19 protein-coding genes, 1 pseudogene and 1 riboswitch are annotated in these 22073 nt (G+C 35.2%); of the genes and pseudogenes, 7 read left to right on the forward strand and 13 right to left on the reverse strand.

What is annotated here, in order from left to right:
- Positions 1 to 8: 8 nt before the first annotated feature.
- Both QUF93_RS16920 and QUF93_RS16925 read right to left on the reverse strand, forming a co-directional pair.
- Entirely contained in the window at positions 9 to 752 is a 744-nt protein-coding gene (locus QUF93_RS16920) for a metallophosphoesterase family protein (RefSeq protein WP_289359558.1), read from the reverse strand.
- Positions 753 to 866: 114 nt separating this feature from the next.
- Positions 867 to 1664: a VOC family protein gene (locus tag QUF93_RS16925; RefSeq protein WP_289359559.1), complete on the reverse strand. Its 798-nt coding sequence runs from the start codon at positions 1662 to 1664 to the stop codon at positions 867 to 869.
- A gap of 98 nt (positions 1665 to 1762) precedes the next feature.
- Here QUF93_RS16925 and QUF93_RS16930 point away from each other — a divergent pair, with 98 nt between their 5' ends.
- Positions 1763 to 2767, forward strand: a complete 1005-nt coding sequence (locus QUF93_RS16930) for a sulfite exporter TauE/SafE family protein (RefSeq protein ID WP_289359560.1) — start codon at positions 1763 to 1765, stop codon at positions 2765 to 2767.
- Positions 2768 to 2788: 21 nt separating this feature from the next.
- Here the strand turns inward: QUF93_RS16930 and QUF93_RS16935 are convergent, their stop codons facing one another.
- The gene (locus QUF93_RS16935; RefSeq protein ID WP_289359561.1) at positions 2789 to 3256 is read right to left on the reverse strand and encodes a GNAT family N-acetyltransferase; all 468 of its coding nucleotides are present in this window, start codon (positions 3254 to 3256) and stop codon (positions 2789 to 2791) included.
- A 321-nt stretch (positions 3257 to 3577) separates the two neighbouring features.
- Positions 3578 to 3770: riboswitch (Lysine riboswitch) on the forward strand.
- Positions 3771 to 3883: 113 nt separating this feature from the next.
- Here QUF93_RS16935 and QUF93_RS16940 point away from each other — a divergent pair.
- The 3 genes from QUF93_RS16940 to QUF93_RS16950 all read left to right on the forward strand — a co-directional run bounded on the left by QUF93_RS16940 (position 3884) and on the right by QUF93_RS16950 (position 6574).
- Positions 3884 to 5350, forward strand: a complete 1467-nt coding sequence (locus QUF93_RS16940; protein WP_289359562.1) for an amino acid permease — start codon at positions 3884 to 3886, stop codon at positions 5348 to 5350.
- Between the two features lie 114 nt (positions 5351 to 5464).
- Positions 5465 to 5770, forward strand: coding sequence for an iron-sulfur cluster biosynthesis family protein (locus QUF93_RS16945; RefSeq protein WP_289359563.1), 306 nt, complete (start codon positions 5465 to 5467; stop codon positions 5768 to 5770).
- 33 nt (positions 5771 to 5803) lie between these two features.
- Positions 5804 to 6574: a DNA alkylation repair protein gene (locus QUF93_RS16950; RefSeq protein ID WP_289359564.1), complete on the forward strand. Its 771-nt coding sequence runs from the start codon at positions 5804 to 5806 to the stop codon at positions 6572 to 6574.
- Positions 6575 to 7044: 470 nt separating this feature from the next.
- On the opposite strand, the gene QUF93_RS16955 is transcribed toward QUF93_RS16950, so the two are convergent.
- The gene (locus tag QUF93_RS16955) at positions 7045 to 9777 is read right to left on the reverse strand and encodes a restriction endonuclease (protein WP_289359565.1); all 2733 of its coding nucleotides are present in this window, start codon (positions 9775 to 9777) and stop codon (positions 7045 to 7047) included.
- Between the two features lie 588 nt (positions 9778 to 10365).
- Between QUF93_RS16955 and QUF93_RS16960 the strand changes: the two genes are divergently transcribed.
- Complete coding sequence (locus QUF93_RS16960; RefSeq protein WP_289359566.1) at positions 10366 to 11130, forward strand: class I SAM-dependent methyltransferase; 765 nt, start codon at positions 10366 to 10368, stop codon at positions 11128 to 11130.
- A 154-nt stretch (positions 11131 to 11284) separates the two neighbouring features.
- Here QUF93_RS16960 and lepB read toward each other — a convergent pair whose 3' ends face one another.
- The 3 genes from lepB to QUF93_RS16975 all read right to left on the reverse strand — a co-directional run bounded on the left by lepB (position 11285) and on the right by QUF93_RS16975 (position 15065).
- Entirely contained in the window at positions 11285 to 11806 is a 522-nt protein-coding gene (gene lepB, locus QUF93_RS16965; protein WP_289359567.1) for a signal peptidase I, read from the reverse strand.
- Between the two features lie 116 nt (positions 11807 to 11922).
- Positions 11923 to 14079 (reverse strand): peptidoglycan D,D-transpeptidase FtsI family protein, encoded by a 2157-nt coding sequence (locus tag QUF93_RS16970; RefSeq protein WP_289375757.1) that lies wholly within the window; start codon positions 14077 to 14079, stop codon positions 11923 to 11925.
- Between the two features lie 257 nt (positions 14080 to 14336).
- A complete protein-coding gene (locus tag QUF93_RS16975) occupies positions 14337 to 15065 on the reverse strand; it encodes an NAD-dependent protein deacylase (protein WP_289359569.1) in 729 nt (242 codons plus the stop codon).
- A 259-nt stretch (positions 15066 to 15324) separates the two neighbouring features.
- Here QUF93_RS16975 and QUF93_RS16980 point away from each other — a divergent pair, with 259 nt between their 5' ends.
- Both QUF93_RS16980 and QUF93_RS16985 read left to right on the forward strand, forming a co-directional pair.
- On the forward strand, positions 15325 to 15492 hold the full coding sequence (locus QUF93_RS16980; protein WP_289359570.1) for a hypothetical protein: 168 nt from the start codon (positions 15325 to 15327) through the stop codon (positions 15490 to 15492).
- A 118-nt stretch (positions 15493 to 15610) separates the two neighbouring features.
- On the forward strand, positions 15611 to 17098 hold the full coding sequence (locus QUF93_RS16985; protein ID WP_289359571.1) for a peptide MFS transporter: 1488 nt from the start codon (positions 15611 to 15613) through the stop codon (positions 17096 to 17098).
- A gap of 171 nt (positions 17099 to 17269) precedes the next feature.
- Here QUF93_RS16985 and QUF93_RS16990 read toward each other — a convergent pair.
- The 6 genes and pseudogenes from QUF93_RS16990 to pxpA all read right to left on the reverse strand — a co-directional run.
- Positions 17270 to 17798, reverse strand: a pseudogene (locus QUF93_RS16990) (transposase); the annotation flags it as partial.
- Between the two features lie 80 nt (positions 17799 to 17878).
- Positions 17879 to 18556 (reverse strand): hypothetical protein, encoded by a 678-nt coding sequence (locus QUF93_RS16995; protein WP_002161265.1) that lies wholly within the window; start codon positions 18554 to 18556, stop codon positions 17879 to 17881.
- Positions 18557 to 18955: 399 nt separating this feature from the next.
- Positions 18956 to 19603 (reverse strand): pyroglutamyl-peptidase I, encoded by a 648-nt coding sequence (pcp, locus tag QUF93_RS17000; RefSeq protein WP_289359572.1) that lies wholly within the window; start codon positions 19601 to 19603, stop codon positions 18956 to 18958.
- 16 nt (positions 19604 to 19619) lie between these two features.
- Positions 19620 to 20582, reverse strand: a complete 963-nt coding sequence (locus tag QUF93_RS17005; RefSeq protein ID WP_289359573.1) for a DUF979 domain-containing protein — start codon at positions 20580 to 20582, stop codon at positions 19620 to 19622.
- Position 20583: 1 nt separating this feature from the next.
- The gene (locus QUF93_RS17010) at positions 20584 to 21279 is read right to left on the reverse strand and encodes a DUF969 domain-containing protein (protein WP_002120438.1); all 696 of its coding nucleotides are present in this window, start codon (positions 21277 to 21279) and stop codon (positions 20584 to 20586) included.
- Between the two features lie 22 nt (positions 21280 to 21301).
- On the reverse strand, positions 21302 to 22063 hold the full coding sequence (gene pxpA / locus QUF93_RS17015) for a 5-oxoprolinase subunit PxpA (RefSeq protein WP_289359574.1): 762 nt from the start codon (positions 22061 to 22063) through the stop codon (positions 21302 to 21304).
- Positions 22064 to 22073: the final 10 nt, after the last annotated feature.

The raw sequence follows: 22073 nt of genomic DNA on the forward strand, positions 1-22073 counted from the left end.
GATATTCCTTACTTCCCCTTAAACCCTCGATACAAAGCAGTCCGTAATTCCTGCTTATACTCCTCAATCTCTGGCATATCGAGCTCTTCCGCCAATCGAATGGCTAATTCAATATCATATGGTACACGTACGAGTTGGATGGAAAAGCTCGTTGCTTCTTTTTCATTGTAGGTTCCTTCAAAAATTAAATAGGACGCTTGTGTAATTTCAAGAGGATTTCCTACACTACCAGCATTACATAACGTTTTCCCTCTGAAATTTTGAACGAACGCTTGGTGAACATCACCGTAGCAAACAACATCTGGTTTTCTTTCCCCTTCTATATTCTCTGTCAACTCACTATTTTCGAACATGCTAACGCGCTCTTCTCTTGAAGCGTGTGGTTGAATTCTTTCATATAAACTTCTTGGTGAAGCGTGGAACATACGAATGAGTTTCCCGCTCATATAAAACTCGATTGAAAATGGTAAACTTCTTAAATACTCATTTTGTTCTTCTGACAGTTGTTTTTGATGCCATTTTAACGCTTCAAATTCAGTCGGTTTTGTAATAAAATCATCCCAGTTTCCCATAACAACTTGTTCACATTCTTTACGAACGATTTCAATTACTTCGCTTGAATGAGGGCCTTTTCCGACTAAATCTCCAAGACAAATAATGCGCTCAATTCCTCTTAATTTAATGTCTTGTAGCACAGATTCTAAAGCTGGAATATTACCATGTATATCTGAAATTATCGCTATTTTATCCAAATGAATCCCTCCATCATCTATTGTTCATCATATCCATATGATATGATTGATACCATTTTGAAATATAGGACGAACAATGATCATAATCTTCTAAAATTCGGTTCACTCACTCTATTAATATATGTACAAACTACCTAACACTTCATGCTCTCGTTTATTTTCCCCTTTAAACTCTACTGCAAAAGGATATTCGCCTTGATTCTTCAGGCATTCTAGCACTAATCCTTCGCCAATTGGTTCACAAAACTGTACATGAATGTCACCAAATGATACGCTTTGACACTCTGCATTCCATTCTTCATTTTGTATAACTGTACTTGCAGTTAGCTCCATTATTTCTTTCCATTTCCGCACCGTTTCTCGAACATTTTTCACTGCGTAATGAATCGTTTCAATTTGTTGTACTTTGTTTTTATGTTCCGCGATTGTCCCAACGTTGCGTAAATCGTTTCTTCTTTCTGCATCTGTTTCATTCCACTGTATAAAGAATGGTAATTTCGGTCCGTTCTCTTCTTGTTTTACGAATAACATTTTCCATTCTAAAAGTCTGCCATCTTGTCTCATACGTTTCCCTTCAAATGGCCCTATCGTATGTAAACCGTGCTTACTCAACTTATCTGCCAGTTCTTCAATGGCATCTGTTCGGATTGCGATTTGTAGCATTCCTTCTCCATTTTGTAATTTCACCACTGTTTCTTGTACTAATGGATTGTCTGCTTCTTTCGCTTTTTCTTCATGCTGAACAGCTAAAAATTCTATATATGATAAATCAAAATAACATAAACTATTCCAAGTACCCCAATTCATATGCTCTCCGCCTAATGCAGTATGAAATCCAAGCTCCTGCATTTGTTTTGCCGCTTCCTCTGGTGTACAATGCACCGCGTGAACGAGATGATCAAATAGTAACATGTCTTTCTCCCCTTTCTCTCCATCCTTTTATTGTATATTTTATTTTTCTTTCATTCAATTCAAAAAACTTTAAAACCTAGTTGATTTATAAGATTAATATGTATTATAATGAAACAAATTTATATATTGCTGATTGGAAAAACCAAAGGCACTTTTCTCATATGGGAAAAGTGCCTTTTTATTTATTTATTATTACAGGGGGATTATTTATGCAGAAATTAATTGTCTTTGCTATTATTGGATTTTTCGCTCAATTGATTGATGGAGCACTTGGAATGGCGTACGGAGTAACGTCTTCCTCTTTATTACTAATGTTTGGTATCGCACCGGCTGTTGCATCTGCATCGGTTCATTTAGCTGAAGTCGTTACAACTGCGGCTTCTGGTGCATCTCACATACGATTTGGAAACGTTGATAAATATACAGTTTCTAGACTTACATTACCTGGAGCAATTGGCGCATTTGTTGGGGCATGTTTTTTAAGTAATTTACCTGGCGATGTAATTAAACCGTACATTTCCTTATTTTTATTTACTTTAGGGGTTTATATTTTATTACGATTCATCATTCAAAAACAAATTGTTTCTTCAAATAAGCGTATGTCTGCTAAACAACTTGTGCCGCTCGGTCTGTTCGCAGGATTCGTTGATTCAACTGGCGGTGGTGGCTGGGGACCTATTACGACACCTGTTCTTCTTGCAAGAGGAAATGATGCTAGAAAAGTTATTGGATCTGTAGATACGAGCGAATTTCCTGTTTCACTCGCTGCAACAATCGGCTTTTTCATCTCACTTGGTTGGGAACAAATAAGCTGGGTTTGGGTATTTGCCCTAATGCTCGGTGGTATTGTTGCCGCACCAATCGCCGCATGGTTAGTACGCATCGTTCCTTCGCATTTACTTGGCGTACTCGTTGGCGGACTTATTATCTTTACGAATATACGTACATTACTTACATCATTTAAAGTTGATCCAACTATTATTACACTTTCTTATGTTGTAGTTGGTCTTATCGTTATTATCTCTATTTTCATTTCTGTCCGTAACCACTCGAAACATTCAACAATTGGATACCCAACAGATCAAAAACAAATGCTACCATAATTACGTAAAATACCGCCCGATTTACTTCGAGCGGTATTCTTTATTTTCAATCTTCCAATTTATCATCGTTTCAGTACTATTTACTCTTTTCATATGTAATTTCTCTAATACACGAATTGAACTATTGTTATCAAAGAGTGTCTCCGCCATAATCGTTTCTACTTCTCCTGTCTGAAAAGCCCACTTTATTAATTCGTCTACAGATTCTGTAGCATAACCTTTATTCCAATATTTCTCAATAAATCCGTAACCAATTTCTACTGTATGATTCTCGTTCGGTCTCCCTTTAAATCCTATATCACCTAAAACGATGTCATCTTCTTTCCGAATAACATACCACGCGCCCCACGGTAATAAATCCGCATCTTGTTTCACATTTTCTATATGCCCTAAAATATGCGGGCCACTATTGTATCCTTGATTATTAGCAATGTGAACATTCTCTTCTGTACACGGCACTATATGTAATCTTTCCGTTTTTAATTTCATTATTATTTCCCCTTTTCACTTAAAAGATAGGTTAATCATAACAAAAAAACATGATTTCAACATCAATGTCGAATTATATTTTCTGAATTTCCTTTCATTTTTAAAGGGTTTTTCATTATTTTTTGCGAAACATTTGTATAACAATTTTTTCTTTGCTTATCGTTACATAAAAGTAGGTTCGGGTGGAGTTTTGCAAACGTTTCCTAAACAATAACCGATAATTTTTGACTTTTCCTAACAAAATTCCTTGCAATATTTTCAGAAAGTCATTACAATTGCCATATATTAAAAATCTTAGCAATATATAAATCCTCATCAGTCCGATGAGGTAGAGGTTGCGACTTTTAAAAGTAGAACGGACGAGACACAGAGAATGTCACCGACCCCGTTTGAAAGGAAAAGTTGCCGAAGTTTATATTTCTTCTCTGGAAATATGGGCTGGGGCTGTCTCCGAAAGGAACAGAACTGTCACGTTTACAAAATTACCGTGTAAACGTGGGGTGCTATCTTAACGGAAGGGTATGATGGGGTGGTTATTTGTGAAACGTTCCGCCAAATTCCTTTGGCGGTTTTTTGTACTTTTCTCCCCCCGCTCCTTCCTATCTTACAAGAAAAGGAGTGTTGAACATGAATAGCGCAACGAATCAAACTACCTCTAAAACACAAACTGCACAAGGAAAAGGTGAATTAAAACGTAGTTTAAAATCAAGGCACCTTACGATGATTTCTCTCGGTGGTACAATTGGTACCGGATTATTTCTTGCCAGCGGTGGTGTAATCCACACAGCTGGACCTGGTGGTGCACTAATCGCATACGCCGCAATTGGAATTATGGTTTACTTTTTAATGACAAGCTTAGCTGAACTCGCAGCTTACATGCCTGTTACTGGATCTTTTAGTACGTATGCAACAAAATTTGTTGATCCATCACTTGGTTTTGCACTTGGATGGAACTATTGGTATAACTGGGCGATTACAATTGCTGCTGAACTAGCTGCTGTAACATTAATTATGAAATTTTGGTTCCCAGATACCCCTTCTCTTATTTGGAGTGGATTATGTTTAGCTATTATTTTCCTCTTAAACTATTTATCTGTTAAAGGGTTTGGTGAATCTGAATATTGGTTCGCACTTATTAAAGTAGTTACTATTATTATCTTTTTAATTGTCGGCTTCATGATGATTTTTGGAATTATGGGCGGCGAATCTGTTGGATTTAAAAACTTCACTGTTGCAGATGCACCATTTAACGGCGGTATTATGGCAATTATCGGTGTATTTATGGCCGCTGGATTCTCATTCCAAGGAACTGAATTATTAGGAGTAGCTGCTGGTGAAACTGCTGATCCAGAGCGTAATATTCCAAAAGCAATTCGTTCGATCTTTTGGCGTATTCTTTTATTCTATATCCTTGCGATTCTCGTTATCGGTTTATTAATTCCTTACACAACTGAAAGCCTTGCCGCAAGTGATGTAACAGTAAGTCCATTTACACTTATTTTTGAAAAAGCGGGCGTTGCCTTCGCTGCTTCTGTTATGAACGCTGTTATTTTAACGGCCGTTTTATCTGCTGGTAACTCTGGTATGTATGCATCAACTCGTATGCTTTGGGATTTAGCTCGCCAAGGAAAAGCACCAAAGTTCTTAGGTAAATTGGATAGCCGCGGCGTACCTGTTAACGCATTAATCGTAACATCGATTGTCGGTAGTATCGCTTTCATTGCTTCTTTATTCGGTGACGGCGTTGTATACATTTGGTTATTAAACGCATCCGGAATGTCTGGCTTTATCGCATGGGTTGGAATTGCAATTAGTCATTATCGTTTCCGTAAAGCATATATCGCACAAGGAAAAGATTTAAAAGACTTACCTTATCGAGCAAAATGGTTCCCGTTCGGTCCAATCTTTGCATTTGCACTTTGTGTCATTGTCATTTTAGGACAAAACTATGGCGCATTTACGGGAGAATCTATCGATTGGAACGGTGTATTCGTTTCTTACATCGGTTTACCACTTTTCTTAGTACTATGGTTAGGATATAAATTTACGAAGAAAACAAAAGTGATTCCTCTTGATAAATGTGAACTAAAATAAAGTAAAACGAGCAAACAGTTCATGTTTGCTCGTTTTTTATTACAACCCTCTTTACTTCCCTATTTCTTTTGTTTTTGCAATAATAAAGGAAATATACATAAAGGTTGGGATTACATGAACATTCGTATTACTGATGAAGCAAAAGCAGCTATACATAGATTAGAACGTGAAAGCAAAAAAATCGTTCGTATTAGAGGAACAATGACAAACTCTTGCAGTATTTTCGTTGATGTGGATTTAATTTGGGATACATATAATGCGGATGATGTTGTATATGAAGATGAACAGCTTATTGTACAAATGGACTCATTTACGAAAGACTACACTGGTGATACGGTGAAACTTGATTATAAGACGACTGGTTTTAGTATTACGACGCCTAGTGAGACGTTGGTTTATGGATTGTCGGTTAAAAAATAAAAATTATTTTCATTTGACCAATGAGGTGAAAAAATGGGTAAATATGTTCCATTGAAATTTTTATTTAATGAAGAATTAGCAGAAAAAATGGCTGATTCTATTTCTAAACATGATTCTAATTTCTCTAAAAAAAACTTTGTAGATTCTGTAACATATAAAGTTGAAAATTTAGAGTTAAAACAACGTATAGAAGTAATAGCAGATGAATTACACAATGCATTACAAAAAGATTTTAATGAAGCAATACATATATTACTGAAAACATTGGGACCAGAAAACACAACAGAAGTAGGTACATTTACAAAGGGATATATGTATATGCCTATTGCAAAATACGTTGAAAAATATGGACTTAACGATTTTGAATCCTCATTCAATGCAATGTATGAAATAACAAAAAGGAATACTGCTGAATATGCCATTCGTCCTTTTCTTGAAACATATCATGAAGACACACTAAACATATTACAACAGTGGATACATGACGAAAACAGCCACATTAGGCGATTAGTGTCAGAAGGTACTAGACCAAGACTTCCTTGGGCAAAAAAAATAGGCGCTCTGAAAGGTGACTTTAGAAATAATTTAAAGCTTCTTGAGCCATTAATGAATGACCCTTCTAAATATGTTCAAAAATCGGTAGCCAATCACATTAATGATATTACGAAAGAAGATAACGAACTCGTTTTTCAATGGTTGCAGCAATTGCGTGATAACAAACTTCCTGTTAACCCTTGGATTATAAAACATGGGTTAAGAACGGTGATAAAAAATGGTACTTTACCAAAAGATTTTTGTTTTTAAGTATTTTAAACAAAAACGCTTATGCTTCAAAAATGAAGTATAAGCGTTTTTGTTCTCCCCTCTATTAGCTCCTTTTCAAATATTGTTATACTTCTCTCCTCATTAGTAACCTAAACCTTCCAATTAAATCATTTTTGAATAAAGTAATAAATAACCCCGTTCTTATTTTGAAACATGGTTGAACTTATATGTAAAATCGAATCCCTAGTTAATGGTTCTCTTTTTTTAGATCCATTTGTTTTTGTATTTCATTCTGTGCTTCATCACTCATTTCAAATACATACATATTAGACCAGTACTTTTTTGTTATAGAATTGTACTCCACCCTTACTGTATCACCCTTTTAAAACTTAGCTATACTGAAAATATATTTCTATTCTCAAGCTCATATTCTATACAAACAGGCCCTTTCCAAATTTGAAAGAGCCTGTTTTCTCATTTACAGAATTAATGATTCTGATTACAGTACACTATTCACTTTTATCAAGATTCAGTTTGTTTCCGTACACTTCCCTTAACTTTTGCAATAGCATATCACGGTCCCATAACAGTACATTGGTACCCTTCGCCTGATTTTGTGCAGGTTTCGTGTAGTAGTTATTTGTAATAACTAAACCCTGATCTAAATTGTAAAATGCGATTCCAGCAATCACCTCTTGTACGGCTTTATTCGGCACTTTATCACTATATCTCTTTGCCTGTATGCCAATCGTTAATCCTTTTCTTTTCGCAATAACATCAATACCATAATCTCCTGAGCTACTCGTTACTTCAGTCTTATATCCCATTTCTTGAAATAGCTGTGCAACAAACTCTTCAAACTGATATCCATCCATCTCATCGACATCTTCAATTGTTATTGATAGAGCGTCTTGATCCTCAGCTAAGAGATCTGATTCATAATCTTGCAGCATCTGCTCTTCACCATCTTGCATTAACATCTCGGTTAGTTTTTCTTGTAACTCTTGATACGTTACATCTAGTTCGATTTTATTATTTTGCAACAAGAAGCACATGAAGCTTGCCAGATCTTCCTGATTTTTCATGCTAGCAAAATCAACTGCATGGAATGCCTGTAAACATTCCGTTAATGTCATGTTTCGTATATTTTCAAAATGAAGGCCATTATGTCGTTTGAATGTTTCTGAAAAATCGTTAATCGCACTCTCAACTACACATTCTCTTACAAACACACCAACTAAAAATTCATCACCCTCTATATACTTTCTTTTCATTAATAACTGGCTAAAGGTTTCAATTTCATCATTTAAATCTACTGTATCGTCTAAAATATCATCTAAATAAGTAGCATTAATAAACGGTTTAACTTTCTTTTGATAAAATCTTTCGAATAACATTTGAATTGTATTATTTTCCATGCATTTTTGTTTCCACGGCTTCATTTGACTTTTCTGCACTTTATCTAATTCTGTTAAATACTGTCCTATACTCGATGCAAACTCTTCGTGATAAGAGTCAAAATGACATTCACCAATAGATAAATGCCCGTAATTTATACGTAGGGAACGTTTAGTAAGGTTATCTATAAAAGGCTCCTTGGGCAAACCGTATTTGAACTCAGCACAATCATAGATACGACTTGCCGCATACATCTTGTTATCCATTAAAACGTATATTGCTTCATCAATACGACGAAAATCTAGGACCTCGAAAAGCGTATGGGGCTGTGATTCTATTTCTTTTATCCATTCAACAACGATCAGTGGTATATTTTCTTCATTTTCTTCCTGATATCCACTTTTTTCAGGATCTTCAATTATTTCAAGCGTATCGACAAATTGACCAGTGTGAATGAAAAAAGCATATTTAATACTATCCTTAAGATCCCACGTTAAATTTTCAAATCTGTTCACATTGTAGATAGAAAGGACCTGATCCTCATACGAATGAGCTTTACTAGCTAAAAGAGTTTCTTTACTATATTCTGAGTAATACCCGTTATCTATAGTGTATTTAACCACTATGCGCCAAATCTCTTCTACATTCTCCACAGAACTGTATTCTATCTTGTGGTTACAGGGGACAAGTGCGATGTTAATGGTTTGATCCCCCATTAAATACTCTAATACGGAGAGCTTATTTTTATCCCACTTTATATCACTTGGCTTTGGATTGTATGTTTCATTTTCATCATAATAAATAAATAATGTCTTTTGGTAACACACATAAGACTTATATGATTCTTTGTAAAATCTCGGATATACTTCAATTACTTCTCTTACAATTTGTTCTTGAACACTGACGTCATTTGTAATCTCTAATTCATCTAACTTAGATTGATTTGATATTAATTTTACTTCTTTATATCCATAATTTTGTATTCGAAGTTCAATTATTTGAATTATTAACTTTCTAATCTCCTGATTTTCAAAAGATTCAATCGGTTCAAAATTGCAATCAATATACAGTCTATCCATTCTAAACCCTTTTATAGATAATCCTAATTTATGTATATCTATAAATATATTACGACCAAATTCGCATGAATAGGGAATATCATGTACTAAACCAATTAATAATGTTTTTAGTAACGGACTATGATTATCAAGCAATTCTTTATTCTTATTTCTATATTGGCCTAGGTCTTCAATAATAGATTTAAGCTCTTTAATTTTACTTTCCTCTCTTCTTAAATTTTCATCCTCAATTATACATCTAATAAGAAATTCATATAAATCTTTTAATTCCTCGTGTTTTTCCTCATAACAAAACACAGATTCTCCCTTTTCATAGAAGGGTAATATGATCTCTTCTTCCGTGACATAATCCAACTCATATTTAATATAGATAGATATCGAATTCATAGTAGACATAGTAGTAGAATCAATTTCACTTGCACATTTTTCAAGATTATAAATATCTCCAAAATTTTCAAATGAATATCGTTCTATACCTATTTTGGCAAAATCATAATGAATACCTAGTCCATTTACATCTTTTAAAGCTAGGATAGTTGGTTCTTTTTCAAGACTAGAAAGCTGTATAAAAGCTATTTTTCTAGACAACTTATCAAGAATTAGAACATGCTGGAGATCTTCACTTACAAATTCAAAGTCGTACTGAAAATCCGATAATAACTCTCTTGATTTCCGAAGAACCTCTTCTTTTTTTCTTGTATTTATTTCAATTTTTTCTTCTTTAGAAAGTTTTGCTGACTTTTTCCATTTAAAAAACCCCCACATTCCCCATCACATCCCACTGTATAGTTTACATACTCTTTTATACCTTCTATTTATTATATACGTTGCCATAAATGCTCTGCTATACAAAATGATTATGTTTTTTCGGAAAAGAAAAAGGATGATACATACATCTTATTTTATACGTATCATCCTTTATTTTTTAGCTACATGTTGCGTTGATTACTTTAATAGTCCATATAAAAATATAGATTCTTTATCTAATAAAATAGTTATATTTCATTAGCATTTTTCCACTTTAAAGTGAAAATAACCGTGACCTGTATCTAGATATACTCTTTTATCAAATTTGTTTTCATTATTCTTTTTTTCTGTATAACCATAAAGCCGTAATGAGTCGCCCTCTCTCGAGCAGACTTTTTAACTCTATCCATTAAATTTCTACCTTCCCTTTATATCTCAAAGGAATTTCACTCGAAAATCCCGAATATATAAATAATCATTCTCGCAAGGAGCGAATTTGTATGAATCTATTTGAACACGAAACGTAAAACCGCTTTATTTTAATAAGAGGTCCTCCATTTCTCTTTTCTTACTATATCATTCATTAACGCAATAGGAGGACATAATATGAAACGTGATCCATTATTTTCGGCACTATTAGAAAGTGCGAAGTCAAACTTTACTGGCTGGGATTTTTCTTTCATTTCAGAAACTGGTCGTATGAATGGCGAGCCTTTATCGTGGTCGTACGGTAGCACAGCCTTCCAGCTTATGCAGCGTGCAGAATCTACACTAGATATGGGCACTGGCGGCGGAGAGTTTTTATCTATGTTACAACCGTTCCCGCCAACTATTTATGCTACTGAGGGCTATGCTCCGAACGTTCCAATTGCTCGAAAGAAATTAGAACCTTTAGGGGTTACTGTTGTAGAGGTGACCGATGATACTGCTTTACCATTTCAAGATGGTCAGTTTGATTTAATTGTGAATCAACATGAATCCTATTCTGCTTCTGAAGTGAAAAGAATTCTTTCCACCAATGGAACATTCCTTACACAGCAAGTCGGTGGTCTTGATTGTGCTGATCTTAATGAGCTGTTTGGTGCACCACTTAATTCAGAATTTGCAAATTGGTCACTCGAAACAGCATGTAGTGAATTAAAGCAAAATAGATTTACAATTATAGAAGCGAAGGAAGAGTTCCCTCTTCAACGTTTTTATGATATCGGTGCTGTTGTCTATTACTTAAAAGCAATTCCGTGGCAAATTCCTGATTTTACAGTAGACAGCTATACCAAGGAATTGTATCGCATACATGAAATCATCTTGCAAAAAGGATATTTCGATGTGAAGCAACACCGCTTTATTATTAAAGCATATTATGAAGAGTAAACCTTGAATTAGCATTCCCTACAAAAAGCCAAATCCCATTAAAGGATTTGGCTTTTTCTTAGTATTTTAACGCATCGTTTCCTATTGTGAAACGAGATGTTTTACATATTAATTCATTGATTGTTTTTGAGGAAAATAAAATAAAAATACTAAACTAGTCTATCATTTTCATTTCCGAAAAAGGATAATACACAAATTCCACCTTACCAATAACGTTATCTTCTTCAATATACCCTAAACCATTTCGACTATCCCTACTATGCTCACGATTGTCTCCCATTACAAATAACTTATTTGGCGGAATCTTTGTCTTTTGAAAGTTGTAAAACACTTGTGTATTGTTATATAAATCTTTATTTATATAAGGTTCATCTTGCTTTTTGTCATTTACGTATACAGTTCCATTCGTTATGTTAATTACGTCACCAGGAAGCCCTATTACACGTTTCACATAATATTTCGATCCATCCTCTTCCTTAATAATGACGATTTCTCCGTGCTGTAAGCTAGAAAAATGTACAGCGGCTTTATTTACAAATACGTAGTCTTCTTCATGTAAAGTTGGCTGCATTGATTTTCCTTCCACCTTACATAAAGTAAAAGACTGGTACGCTACTACCATGACAAATATAAATAGTATGTACTTTCCCCAACCTCTCTTAATCTCCTCTTTCATATCCATTCCCACCTTATCAAAACACTTCTCAACTCAAAAATATATCACTGCACAATATGTTTTCATTTGCGCAGTGATATACTACAATTTGAAGTTTTTTACTGTGCCTTACTCGGCTATTGTGCTACTGGGACTGGACTTACACCCGATCTCTGCGTTTTCAAATCAAAATATGCATCCAAAATTTCTTTACCAATTGCAGAATTAATACCTGATTTATCATTATTCACCCATGGCACAACAACAGAAAAAGCGACTTCCGGATCAGCATCATATGGTGCATACCCGGCGAGAGTTAAATTATAACATTTTTTTCGATAGTTGTTCTCATCTCTTCCAATATCACTTTCTCCACCGTACACTGTCTCTGCTGTTCCTGTTTTTCCAGCCGGTTTATAAGGTAATCCTTTGAAAGTTCCAGTACCTGTCCCATCAGCCTCTTGGAAAACCCTTCTAAATCCTTCTTTCACATGATTTATATATGAAAGATCCATATCCACTCGATTTAACACGACTGGTTCCATCGATTGTATAACTTTCCCGACTTCCCCTGGTCTATTTGGTTGCTCTCTAATTTCTTGTACAATTTGTGGTTTCATTCGGTAACCACCATTTGCGATCGTTGACATATATTGAGCAAGTTGCAGTGGCGTATATGTATCATATTGTCCAATCGCATAATCAAGTAAAAAACCAGGTATATTATCGGTTCTACCCATTTGACCAATCGATTCATTCGGCAAGTCAATACCAGTTGGCACGCCTAAACCAAATTGTCTAAAGTAATAGCGCATTTTATTAAATGTTTCTTGTTTAATATCTAACGGATTGTTTGGTACATAATCAATACCTGCCATTTTTAAAGCTGTATTAAACATATATACGTTCGATGAAACTTGCAAAGCTCTTAAATCATCAATATCTCCAAAGTCTTTCCAAGATTTCTTCGGCTTCGAACTTCCTTTAAAGTACATTGGTGCATCAAAGAAATGCGTATATGGCTTAATCACCCCTGCTTGATATCCAGCTAGTAACGTAGCTCCTTTCACCGTCGATCCTAACTCATAAGAGCTTATCATCGTTCCTAAAGCGTAGTCTTCTATTTGCATCCCGCCATCTTTATTTACAATTTTCTTCCCTGCTAATGATAGAATTTGACCATTTTTCGGATTCATCATAACGACGAATGCACGATCCATCATTGGTTCAGAGGAATGAAATGCCCTTAAATTCCTTTCAAGACTTTCCTCCACCTTTTTCTGTAAATCCATATCAACTGTTAACATTAAATTATGTCCACTTTTTCCTTTTGTCACTTTTTCAGTTCGAATAATATTTCCAGCTTTATCAGTAATATTTTTAGACTGTTCTTTCGTTCCATGTAACACATCTTCGTATTGTTTTTCGATGTAACTCTTACCAATACGATCATTTCTGTTATAATCTCGTACTAAATAATAGTCTAATTGCTCCCTTGGTAATCCCTCATTCTCACTAGAAACACTACCAAGTACAGAACGTAGTATTTTATCATTTGGATATTCGCGCTCCCAATCCACAGTCGTATCTACGCCTGGCAAGCTCGATAATCTTTCACTCACTACTGCATATTCATTTTGACTTACATCTTTTTTGACGATTTGTGGCGTCATTTTATATCCCGCATTCATTTTGCTTTTAATTGCTAGTACTTCTATATCCTCTTTCGAAAGCTCGTTTAGTTCTTCTTGTGTAATTCTTTCTCGTCTTAACTCCTCTACTTTCTTATCTAATTCTTTCCCTTCTATTTCCTGCTTCCTAAATTTACTCTCATCTTCTTTCGTTACTTTTGTTGCTGCACGTTTTTCATTTAACTGCATCCAAAAGTCTTTTTTATCTGTCTCTGTTAACTTGTCCATATCTTCTTGCGGCATTTCAATTAGCTGTGCTAAATTTCTTGCCACCTTTAAAACCTCTTTTGAGTCCACTCCTTTCATTTTCGTATATGTAACAGTTCGTAACGGTTTATTATTTACAATAACTTTCCCTTCCCGGTCAAACATCTTCCCTCTCGGAACTGGAGTACTCACCGTTACATCTTCCTTTTTATTCACTTCATTTCGATACGTTTCTCCGTCAATAATTTGTACTTTACCTAATTGAATAATAATAGCTGAAAATAAAAGAAAAACGATAAAAAATAGTACATTTAACCGAAACGGAATATGAGTCTTTTTCTTTTTCGACTGTTTCTGCTTCTCCTTTTTCTGTCTCATTTTGCTCCCTCGCTTCATTCTATTAACATTTCAGTGCATAAAAAATACGTTCACTACAGTGCAATCAAATACATCATTATGTATCAAATTTAATTTTATGATATATATAGAATTTTATATTAATTACAAAAGAAATAAAAGATTTAATTTTCAGTTTTTTATTTTAACATCCTATTTATTACCATTCCCCTTAGTACGCAATAACATAAATATAATTCATACAAAAAAACTGAGGTGGACATCATTCACCTCAGTTTCTTTATGAAAACAAAAACTTATTTAATCGAAGATAACCCTTTGGCAAATTCACCAATCTTTTCTTGAAACACATAATCAAAGTTATATTCTTGTCCTGTTAACTCTTCATTTACTAAAATCGTTGTTGCGCCGACTTCCCTCTTTGCGATTTCTGGGAATGAAGCGACAGGCTGTACTTTTAATGACGTTCCCATTACGAGGAGCACATCTGTTTCATATAAACGTTTTATCGCATTTTGATATTGCGGCAGTGTATCTCCGTATAAAACAACATCTGGATTTAAAATGAAATTACACTTCTCACAGCGTGGCACTTCATGATCAATCATATATTGTAAATCATATCCCGTTTTACACTTCGGACAATGCGCAGTTTGAAGTGTTCCGTGTAAATCAATTACATGTTTACTACCACCTACTTGATGCAAACCATCAATATTTTGCGTTAAAATCGTTATGTCTTTTCCTTGTTCTTCTAGCTCCGCCAAAAAGCGATGCCCACGATTTGCTTTATACTGGTGAAATGTATTAATTTGAAAGATTTCTTTATAATGCTTCCAAAATTCTTTCGGACTTCGATTATAATATCCTCTTGATAAATACATCTCTACATTCGCATCAGCGTACAATCCATTTGATGAACGAAAATCTGGTATACCGCTTTCTGTACTTGCACCAGCACCTGTTAATACTGTAATTTTCTTCGCTTTTTCTAAAATTGAACGTACTTCTTCAAATTGCTGCACAAAAATCACCTCTATGTATTTTCCTATACTTATTATACCAGTTGTTTATAGAAGGTGTTGTACAATTCGGTTTACTTACTACGTTGCATTATCTAAACCCAAACTTTTTTGGGCGTAATTAAAGTTTCCAAGATAACTACTGTTCAATTAAAATACAGTTATTTAATTTTAATTCCGCAAACTGGCATAAAACCTTTCGAAAATTCAAACCAGCTTTAAGAATAATTGTTTATCTTATAAATTCACAACTGATTATGTTATGGAGAATGTAGTCGGCCTTGCTAGGAAACACAAAGATACACTTGTTGTTAATGGCGTAGCATTCTTAGTAGCTAAAGCACTCTCACAATCAATTTTGGATTGTTTAGAGGTAGATTCAGTGAAAGGTGTGTCTAATGAGCGAATGACGATTTTTCAATTCATTTAGAAAGCAGCCAGAAAGCTACTTTTCTTCATCGATGAACTTAGATAGTTATGGACTATCGGGAGCCTCTTAAGTTATACTTGTATAATATCAAAAATTAATAAGGGGTAATATTAACATTATGAAAGAAAAAAACGAACTTGTTCAAAGTATTCCTCAAACAGGATTTTTTGGACATCCAAAAGGATTATTCACTTTATTCTTCACTGAGTTTTGGGAAAGGTTTTCTCATTACGGAATGAGAGCTATTTTGCTGTATTATATGTACTATTCGGTCGCAAAAGGTGGATTAGGAATTGATCAATCTACCGCAACTTCGATAATGGCAATTTACGGTTCCTTACTGTTCATGTCTAGTATTATCGGTGGATGGATATCGGATCGTTTATTTGGTCCAAGTAAAACCGTATTCTTTGGTGGCGTTTTAATTATGGTTGGCCATCTTATTTTAGCTTTACCGGGTAGTAAAAGTGCGTTATTTATCTCTATGGTCTTCTTAATTCTAGGAACAGGGTTGTTAAAGCCTAACATATCGAACATCGTAGGAAGTTTATACAGTAAAACAGATGCGCGTCGTGACTCAGGGTTCAGTATATTCTACATGGGTATTAACTTAGGTGCCTTACTTGCACCTTTAGTTGTCGGAACATTAGGTCAGCAATATAATTTCCACCTTGGTTTTGGAGTTGCGGCAATTGGTATGGCAATTGGGTTAGGGGTATTTGTTGGAACAAAACAGAAAAACCTTGGTCTAGTCGGTACGCAAGTACCTAATCCATTATCAGATTCGGAAAGAAAAAAGACTATTAAGTATTTCAGTGTTGGTCTGGTTATATTAGCATTGCTAGGTGTGGTTACAATTCCAACTGGGTTGTTAACTATAAATCGTTTTACATTCCTGATTAGTATCTTAGGGATTGTTATTCCAGCCTATTATTTCATTTATATGTATCGTAGTCCTAAAACAACAAAAGTAGAGCAATCTCGTCTTCTTGCGTATATACCACTCTTTATTGCAGCTACAATATTTTGGTCTATACAAGAACAAGGTGCTATTATCTTAGCGACATACGCGGATCAACGAACTCAATTACAGTTCAATGGAATTACATTGCATTCCGCTTGGTTCCAATCATTAAGTCCAATCTTTATCGTAACGCTTGCCCCGATTTTTGCATGGGTTTGGATAAAGTTAGGCAAGAAGCAGCCTTCAACGGCAAAAAAATTCGCTATTGGGTTGCTATTTGCAGGTTTATCATTCTTAGTTATGATTATTCCGGCTTTAATCAACGGTACTCACTCTTTAGTGAATCCTATGTGGTTAGTCCTTAGCTTCTTTTTAATTGTAATTGGAGAAGTTTGTTTATCTCCTTCAGGGTTATCAATAACGACAAAGCTGGCTCCAGCTGCTTTCTCTTCGCAAACCATGAGCTTATGGTTCTTATCAACTGCGTCTGCGCAAGCAATAAATGCCCAAGTTGTTAAACTGTATAATCCTGCAACAGAAGCAATTTACTTTGGTGTTATTGGTGCTATCTCCATTTTAGTTAGCATCCTGCTGTTTGCATTATCATCAAAAATCCAAAATTTCATGAAGGGACTTCAATAACGGTCTCTTATTGAAATGAACAAATACAAGTTTCTATGTGAAGAGTAGCCAAACGGGTTACTCTTTTTTTGTATAACCATAGCAATCTCCACACAAACGCAATATAATGTATGCTGGAGCAATGATATTTCTAGGAAAACAAAACATACCTAATAGACTAATGCAACTTGGTAAGAGAGCTGACAAATAGGCAAATTGCTCTCCAATTCTTACATAAGTAATATCCATTACGTATTTTTGATTTTGTTTTTCTGCTTGAAACTCTCGGTTCAAATGGTTTTTAAATACCACAGATGTTTTTCTTCCATAAAACGGACGTTTTTTTCTGATGATAGATTGAACGCCCAGCTCTCTCATCAGACGGCAAACACGTTTATGATTCATTATCATTCCTTCCCGCGTAGATTTGGATTGCGCTTTTTAAATACTCAACCTGCGCCTTCAAATAAGTATTTTCTTCTTCAAGACTATTAAAATTCTTTCAATTCCAAACACCACGTTGATCCTCAAATGACTCCCCTTGTTGAGCTCGTTTTACCCACTCTACAATTTGAGCATCACTCTTCACACCAAGTTGTTCACAAATTTCTCGTAATGATTTTCCTTCTTCTAATCGAAGACGAACTACTTCTCGCTTTAGTTCTTCTGTATATTTTTGAAATGATTGTCCTTTTTTTCCATAAAAAAATCCCCTCCAGATAAACCAGTATTGAGTCCATCATGCCAGATGGACTCTTTTTTTACTGTCTACCTATAGGGGATAATACCAATGCCTCTCTTTTATATTTGGAATTCTGCTTGTTGTTCTTCCGTAATAGTCTCATATCCGTCAGGGTTAACTGTATTACTAAAGATTAACTTAGCTGATGTAATCTCCTCAGGCTTCCCTTTAATAATAAGACCTACACTTCCCTCTTTTTTTACTTTACCATAAAATTTACTATCATTATCTTCTCTTTCCCAAATGAAATCATTTCCAATTGCATCCAGCTGTTCACCATTGTTCAGAACAACTTTTTGAAGACCATAGAAATCTACATTTTGATCACTAGTGTTTTCTACACTGTACTGAATTTGTATGTAATTTAGATCCTCAGGCAACTTGTTCCCGCCTGTATATTGAAGTAAAAATTCTGTCATAGACTTATTAACTTTATTAAGCTTAATAATCTTCATATCTTTTACAGTATATTTAATAGGTGCAATATCTACAGTTTGGTTAACTTCTTTAATTTTCATTAATTCGGCTTCATTACCATCTGATTTGGCTTTCTGTCCTACTTTAGATAAGTTTACAGTACCTTTCTCCTCTTTTTCGGACTTGTTAGAAACATCTTTTTGCTCAGCAGAAGTTGCTTTTTCTTTATCCTCTGTGGATGCTTTTTCATTTCCACAACCTGTAAGAATGCTTCCAGTCAGCATGATGCTGCCTAATAAAATTGAAATTTGTTTTTTCATAATGTACCCTCCATGGTGTTTCTCATACTTAATTTTCCCTTGAAAACTTTACCATGAAATATTATATTATGTAAATAGTTACATCAAATTAAAAAGAAATCCAATTTTCGGATTTCTTTTCCTTTATTACCAGTTATTCTATTATTTTTGCAAACATTTTTTAAACTTGCTATTTAGCTACTTTATCATCTTGAAGTTGCTTTTTTATTTCATTTTATATTTCTAATAAATCCTTATCGAATAACAAAATATTAAAATTAGATTTAACCTTCTATACGCGTGACACATAATATTACTCCGAAGAATAGCATTTCACCCATTGCCCTCACCTTAACTATCTCTCCAAAACTTTGTGAAATCATCTATGGAATATGATTGTATCCCAATTTATTCTTCTATTTAATGCGTCGCGCCCCCACACTCTACAATATCTAATTCTACTTCCGTCGTTACCTCGATTGCTAATTCTATCCCTTTACTAATAGTAGAAAGTGACATACTCGATTGACCTGGATAGTTACTAGCTTGTTCTGGTAAGAACGGAATGTGAACAAATCCGCCTTTTATTTTCTTATCATGTTTCTCTAGCTCATGCATGAGACCATAGAATAAATGATTACAAACGAATGTACCTGCTGTTTGTGAAATCGAAGCTGGTATGCCTTCCTCGCGAAGTGTTTTTACAATTGCTTTCATCGGTAATGTCGACCAATATGCAGCCGGTCCTTCTTCTACAACCGGTACATCCACTGGCTGATTTCCTTCATTATCAGCAATTCTTGCATCATCAACATTAATTGCTATTCGTTCTATCGTAATATCTGGTCTACCCCCAGCTTGTCCGATACATATAATCATTTCAGGCTTTAGCTCTTCTATATACTCTTTTAATACGCTTATTGATTTATGAAATACTGTTGGAACTTGTTTACTTATAATCTTGTATTCTCCAATTGTTTTTTCATGTAAACTTTTTGCGACTTCCCAAGCTGGATTGATGCTTTCTCCTCCAAACGGATCAAATCCTGTTAGCAATACTGTTTTCATAGTTTCACTCTCCTAATTAGAAACGATATACAAGGCCGTACATAATAAACATATTGATAATGAAAATGGAAAGAGCAATTGGTACTTGCGCCTTAATAACAGCGTTCTTATCTTTCAGTTCTAAGAGCATTGCGGGAACAATATTAAAGTTTGCCGCCATTGGCGTAATCAATGTTCCGCAATATCCAGCAAACATACCGAGCGCTGCCATAATAGCTGGATTCCCGCCGTGCATTTGTACAATTAGAGGTAATCCGATTCCGCCAGTGATTACTGCAAACGCGGCGAATGCATTCCCCATTACGACTGTAAACAGCATCATTCCTAAACAATACGCCATAACAGCAACGAATGGATACTCTGTCGGTAACACTTGTCCGACTAGATCAGAAACAACTTGTCCAACACCAGACTTCGCGAAAATACCGCCAAGCGCCGCTAACATTTGTGGTAAAATAACAGCCCAGCCGACAGCCTGTAGTAATCTGCTTCCCTCTTGAACAGGCGTTGTTATTTTCGCTTTTGTAATACGCATCGCTGCAACGAATGCGAGTAATGCACCTAACGCTAATGCAACTAACGTTACTTTATCAGGATCAACAAGAGAGACATTTCCCCATTTGATTTTCCCTAATGTCAGTGTACCGATAATTGTAAAAATAGGTATTAACAGTGCAGGCATAAAAATTTTATTCTTTAATTTCTCAGCATGTTTCACACGTTCTTCTACAGATACTTCTTTCTCCTCGGATTTTGTTACTTTATTCAATGAAGCTAAAACGACCATAGCGAGTACGATACAGCCAACGTAAAACGAAGGTATTACATTTCCAAATAAAAATGTAACTGCGAACAATGCCCAAAACAAGCTAGAACCAAATCTGTTTGGATGTTCACGATCGAATGCAATACGCACAGCGATAAAGGCAACGATTATACCTAATACATAATAGATTGTATCCATAGTTATGATGTTCATATTATATTGCCTCCTTCTCTTCTTTTTCTTCTGCCTTCATTGTTTTCTCTATATATTTATCAAATCTTCTAAACCTAATCCAGCTCACAATAAGGGCAGATATTGCAGTTGGAATACCCCAAAGTGCCATATCCCATACTCCGACATGCATACCTACTGAATCGAAGAATCCTTTCATTAATAAGATGGCACCAGTTGCGATAAAAATATCTTCTCCGAAAAACCAAGCTGTGTTTTCCGCAGCTGCTGCGTTTGCTTTAATCTTTTCTCTTAATTTTTCAGGAAGTTTACCGTATTTACCTTGTGCAGCTCCTTCTGCCATTGGTGCAACAAGCGGTCTCACTGTTTGCGCATGACCACCAATATTCAGTCCTAGTGCTGCTGATGATTCTCTTATCGTAAAATATGACATTAATACTCTTCCTGTTGTTGCTCCTTTTGATTTCGTTATAAGTGCCTCAGCTCTTTCTTTCAATCCATAACGCTCTAAAATTCCGATTACCGGTAAAGTCAGTATAATCGGCATAGACATATATCTATTTTCTATGAAAAACTTACCGAACATGCTGATCACATCATAAAAGCTTAAGCCTGAAACCATACCAGTAACAATACCTGCAACCATAACTACTAACAATGTATTTAGTCTAAATAAAAACCCAACTGCAACAAGTAGTATCCCGATTAATTTAATCATTTCTAGCACTTCCCCTCATTTTTTATTTCGGTGCGCATATAGAAACACCGTTAAGTTCAAATGTTCTGTATATTTTCTCCGCAAATTGGACTGCTTTCTCTCCATCCCCGTGTAAACATATCGTTTGCGCCTGAACTGCTACTTTCTTCCCATTAACCGCTTCTACATACCCTTCCTTCACCATTTGAAGTACTTGTTTTATTGCTTCGTCTTCATTTTTTATAAGAGCATTTTCTTCTGTACGGCTCGTTAAAGTTCCATCCTGCTTATACGTGCGATCAGCAAAAGCTTCTTGTACGAGAGTTATATTATATTTTTCTGTTGCCTTTATAAATGCCTCACTATTCGCCAATCCGTAAAGTAATAATCCAGGGTTAATATGATAAATTGCCTTTGCGATTGCATCCGCAATTTCCGAATCAGTTGCCGCCATATTATATAAGGCACCGTGCGGTTTTACATGTTGCATTTTTCCTCCAGCTGCTTTAACAAATCCGTCTAATGCTCCAATTTGATATAAAACATAATCATATACTTCACTTGCTGAAACATGCATATTCCTTCTTCCAAATCCAATTAAATCGGGAAATCCAGGGTGTGCCCCTATCGCTACATTATGCCCCAGAGCTTTTTCAACCGTCTGCCGCATAACGGCCGGATCACCAGCATGAAAACCACAAGCAACGTTTATAGAGGAAACGAACGGAAGAATTTCATCATCATTCCCCATTTTATAAGCTCCAAAACTTTCTCCTAAATCACAGTTTAAATCGATTGTAGTCACGATGTTTTCC

Source organism: Bacillus hominis (assembly GCF_030348325.1).
GTDB lineage: Bacteria > Bacillota > Bacilli > Bacillales > Bacillaceae_G > Bacillus_A > Bacillus_A hominis.

Bases quoted from the DNA above. Each gene is read 5' to 3' on its own strand.
- QUF93_RS16995 (WP_002161265.1), bottom strand. From the start codon at position 18,556: ATGAAAAAACAAATTTCAATTTTATTAGGCAGCATCATGCTGACTGGA.
- pcp (WP_289359572.1), bottom strand. From the start codon at position 19,603: ATGAAAACAGTATTGCTAACAGGATTTGATCCGTTTGGAGGAGAAAGC.
- QUF93_RS16960 (WP_289359566.1), top strand. From the start codon at position 10,366: ATGAAACGTGATCCATTATTTTCGGCACTATTAGAAAGTGCGAAGTCA.
- QUF93_RS16940 (WP_289359562.1), top strand. From the start codon at position 3,884: ATGAATAGCGCAACGAATCAAACTACCTCTAAAACACAAACTGCACAA.
- QUF93_RS17010 (WP_002120438.1), bottom strand. From the start codon at position 21,279: ATGATTAAATTAATCGGGATACTACTTGTTGCAGTTGGGTTTTTATTT.
- QUF93_RS16945 (WP_289359563.1), top strand. From the start codon at position 5,465: ATGAACATTCGTATTACTGATGAAGCAAAAGCAGCTATACATAGATTA.
- lepB (WP_289359567.1), bottom strand. From the start codon at position 11,806: ATGAAAGAGGAGATTAAGAGAGGTTGGGGAAAGTACATACTATTTATA.
- QUF93_RS16930 (WP_289359560.1), top strand. From the start codon at position 1,763: ATGTATTATAATGAAACAAATTTATATATTGCTGATTGGAAAAACCAA.
- QUF93_RS16985 (WP_289359571.1), top strand. From the start codon at position 15,611: ATGAAAGAAAAAAACGAACTTGTTCAAAGTATTCCTCAAACAGGATTT.
- QUF93_RS16955 (WP_289359565.1), bottom strand. From the start codon at position 9,777: ATGTGGGGGTTTTTTAAATGGAAAAAGTCAGCAAAACTTTCTAAAGAA.
- QUF93_RS17005 (WP_289359573.1), bottom strand. From the start codon at position 20,582: ATGAACATCATAACTATGGATACAATCTATTATGTATTAGGTATAATC.
- QUF93_RS16980 (WP_289359570.1), top strand. From the start codon at position 15,325: ATGGAGAATGTAGTCGGCCTTGCTAGGAAACACAAAGATACACTTGTT.
- QUF93_RS16970 (WP_289375757.1), bottom strand. From the start codon at position 14,079: ATGAAGCGAGGGAGCAAAATGAGACAGAAAAAGGAGAAGCAGAAACAG.
- QUF93_RS16935 (WP_289359561.1), bottom strand. From the start codon at position 3,256: ATGAAATTAAAAACGGAAAGATTACATATAGTGCCGTGTACAGAAGAG.
- QUF93_RS16925 (WP_289359559.1), bottom strand. From the start codon at position 1,664: ATGTTACTATTTGATCATCTCGTTCACGCGGTGCATTGTACACCAGAG.
- QUF93_RS16950 (WP_289359564.1), top strand. From the start codon at position 5,804: ATGGGTAAATATGTTCCATTGAAATTTTTATTTAATGAAGAATTAGCA.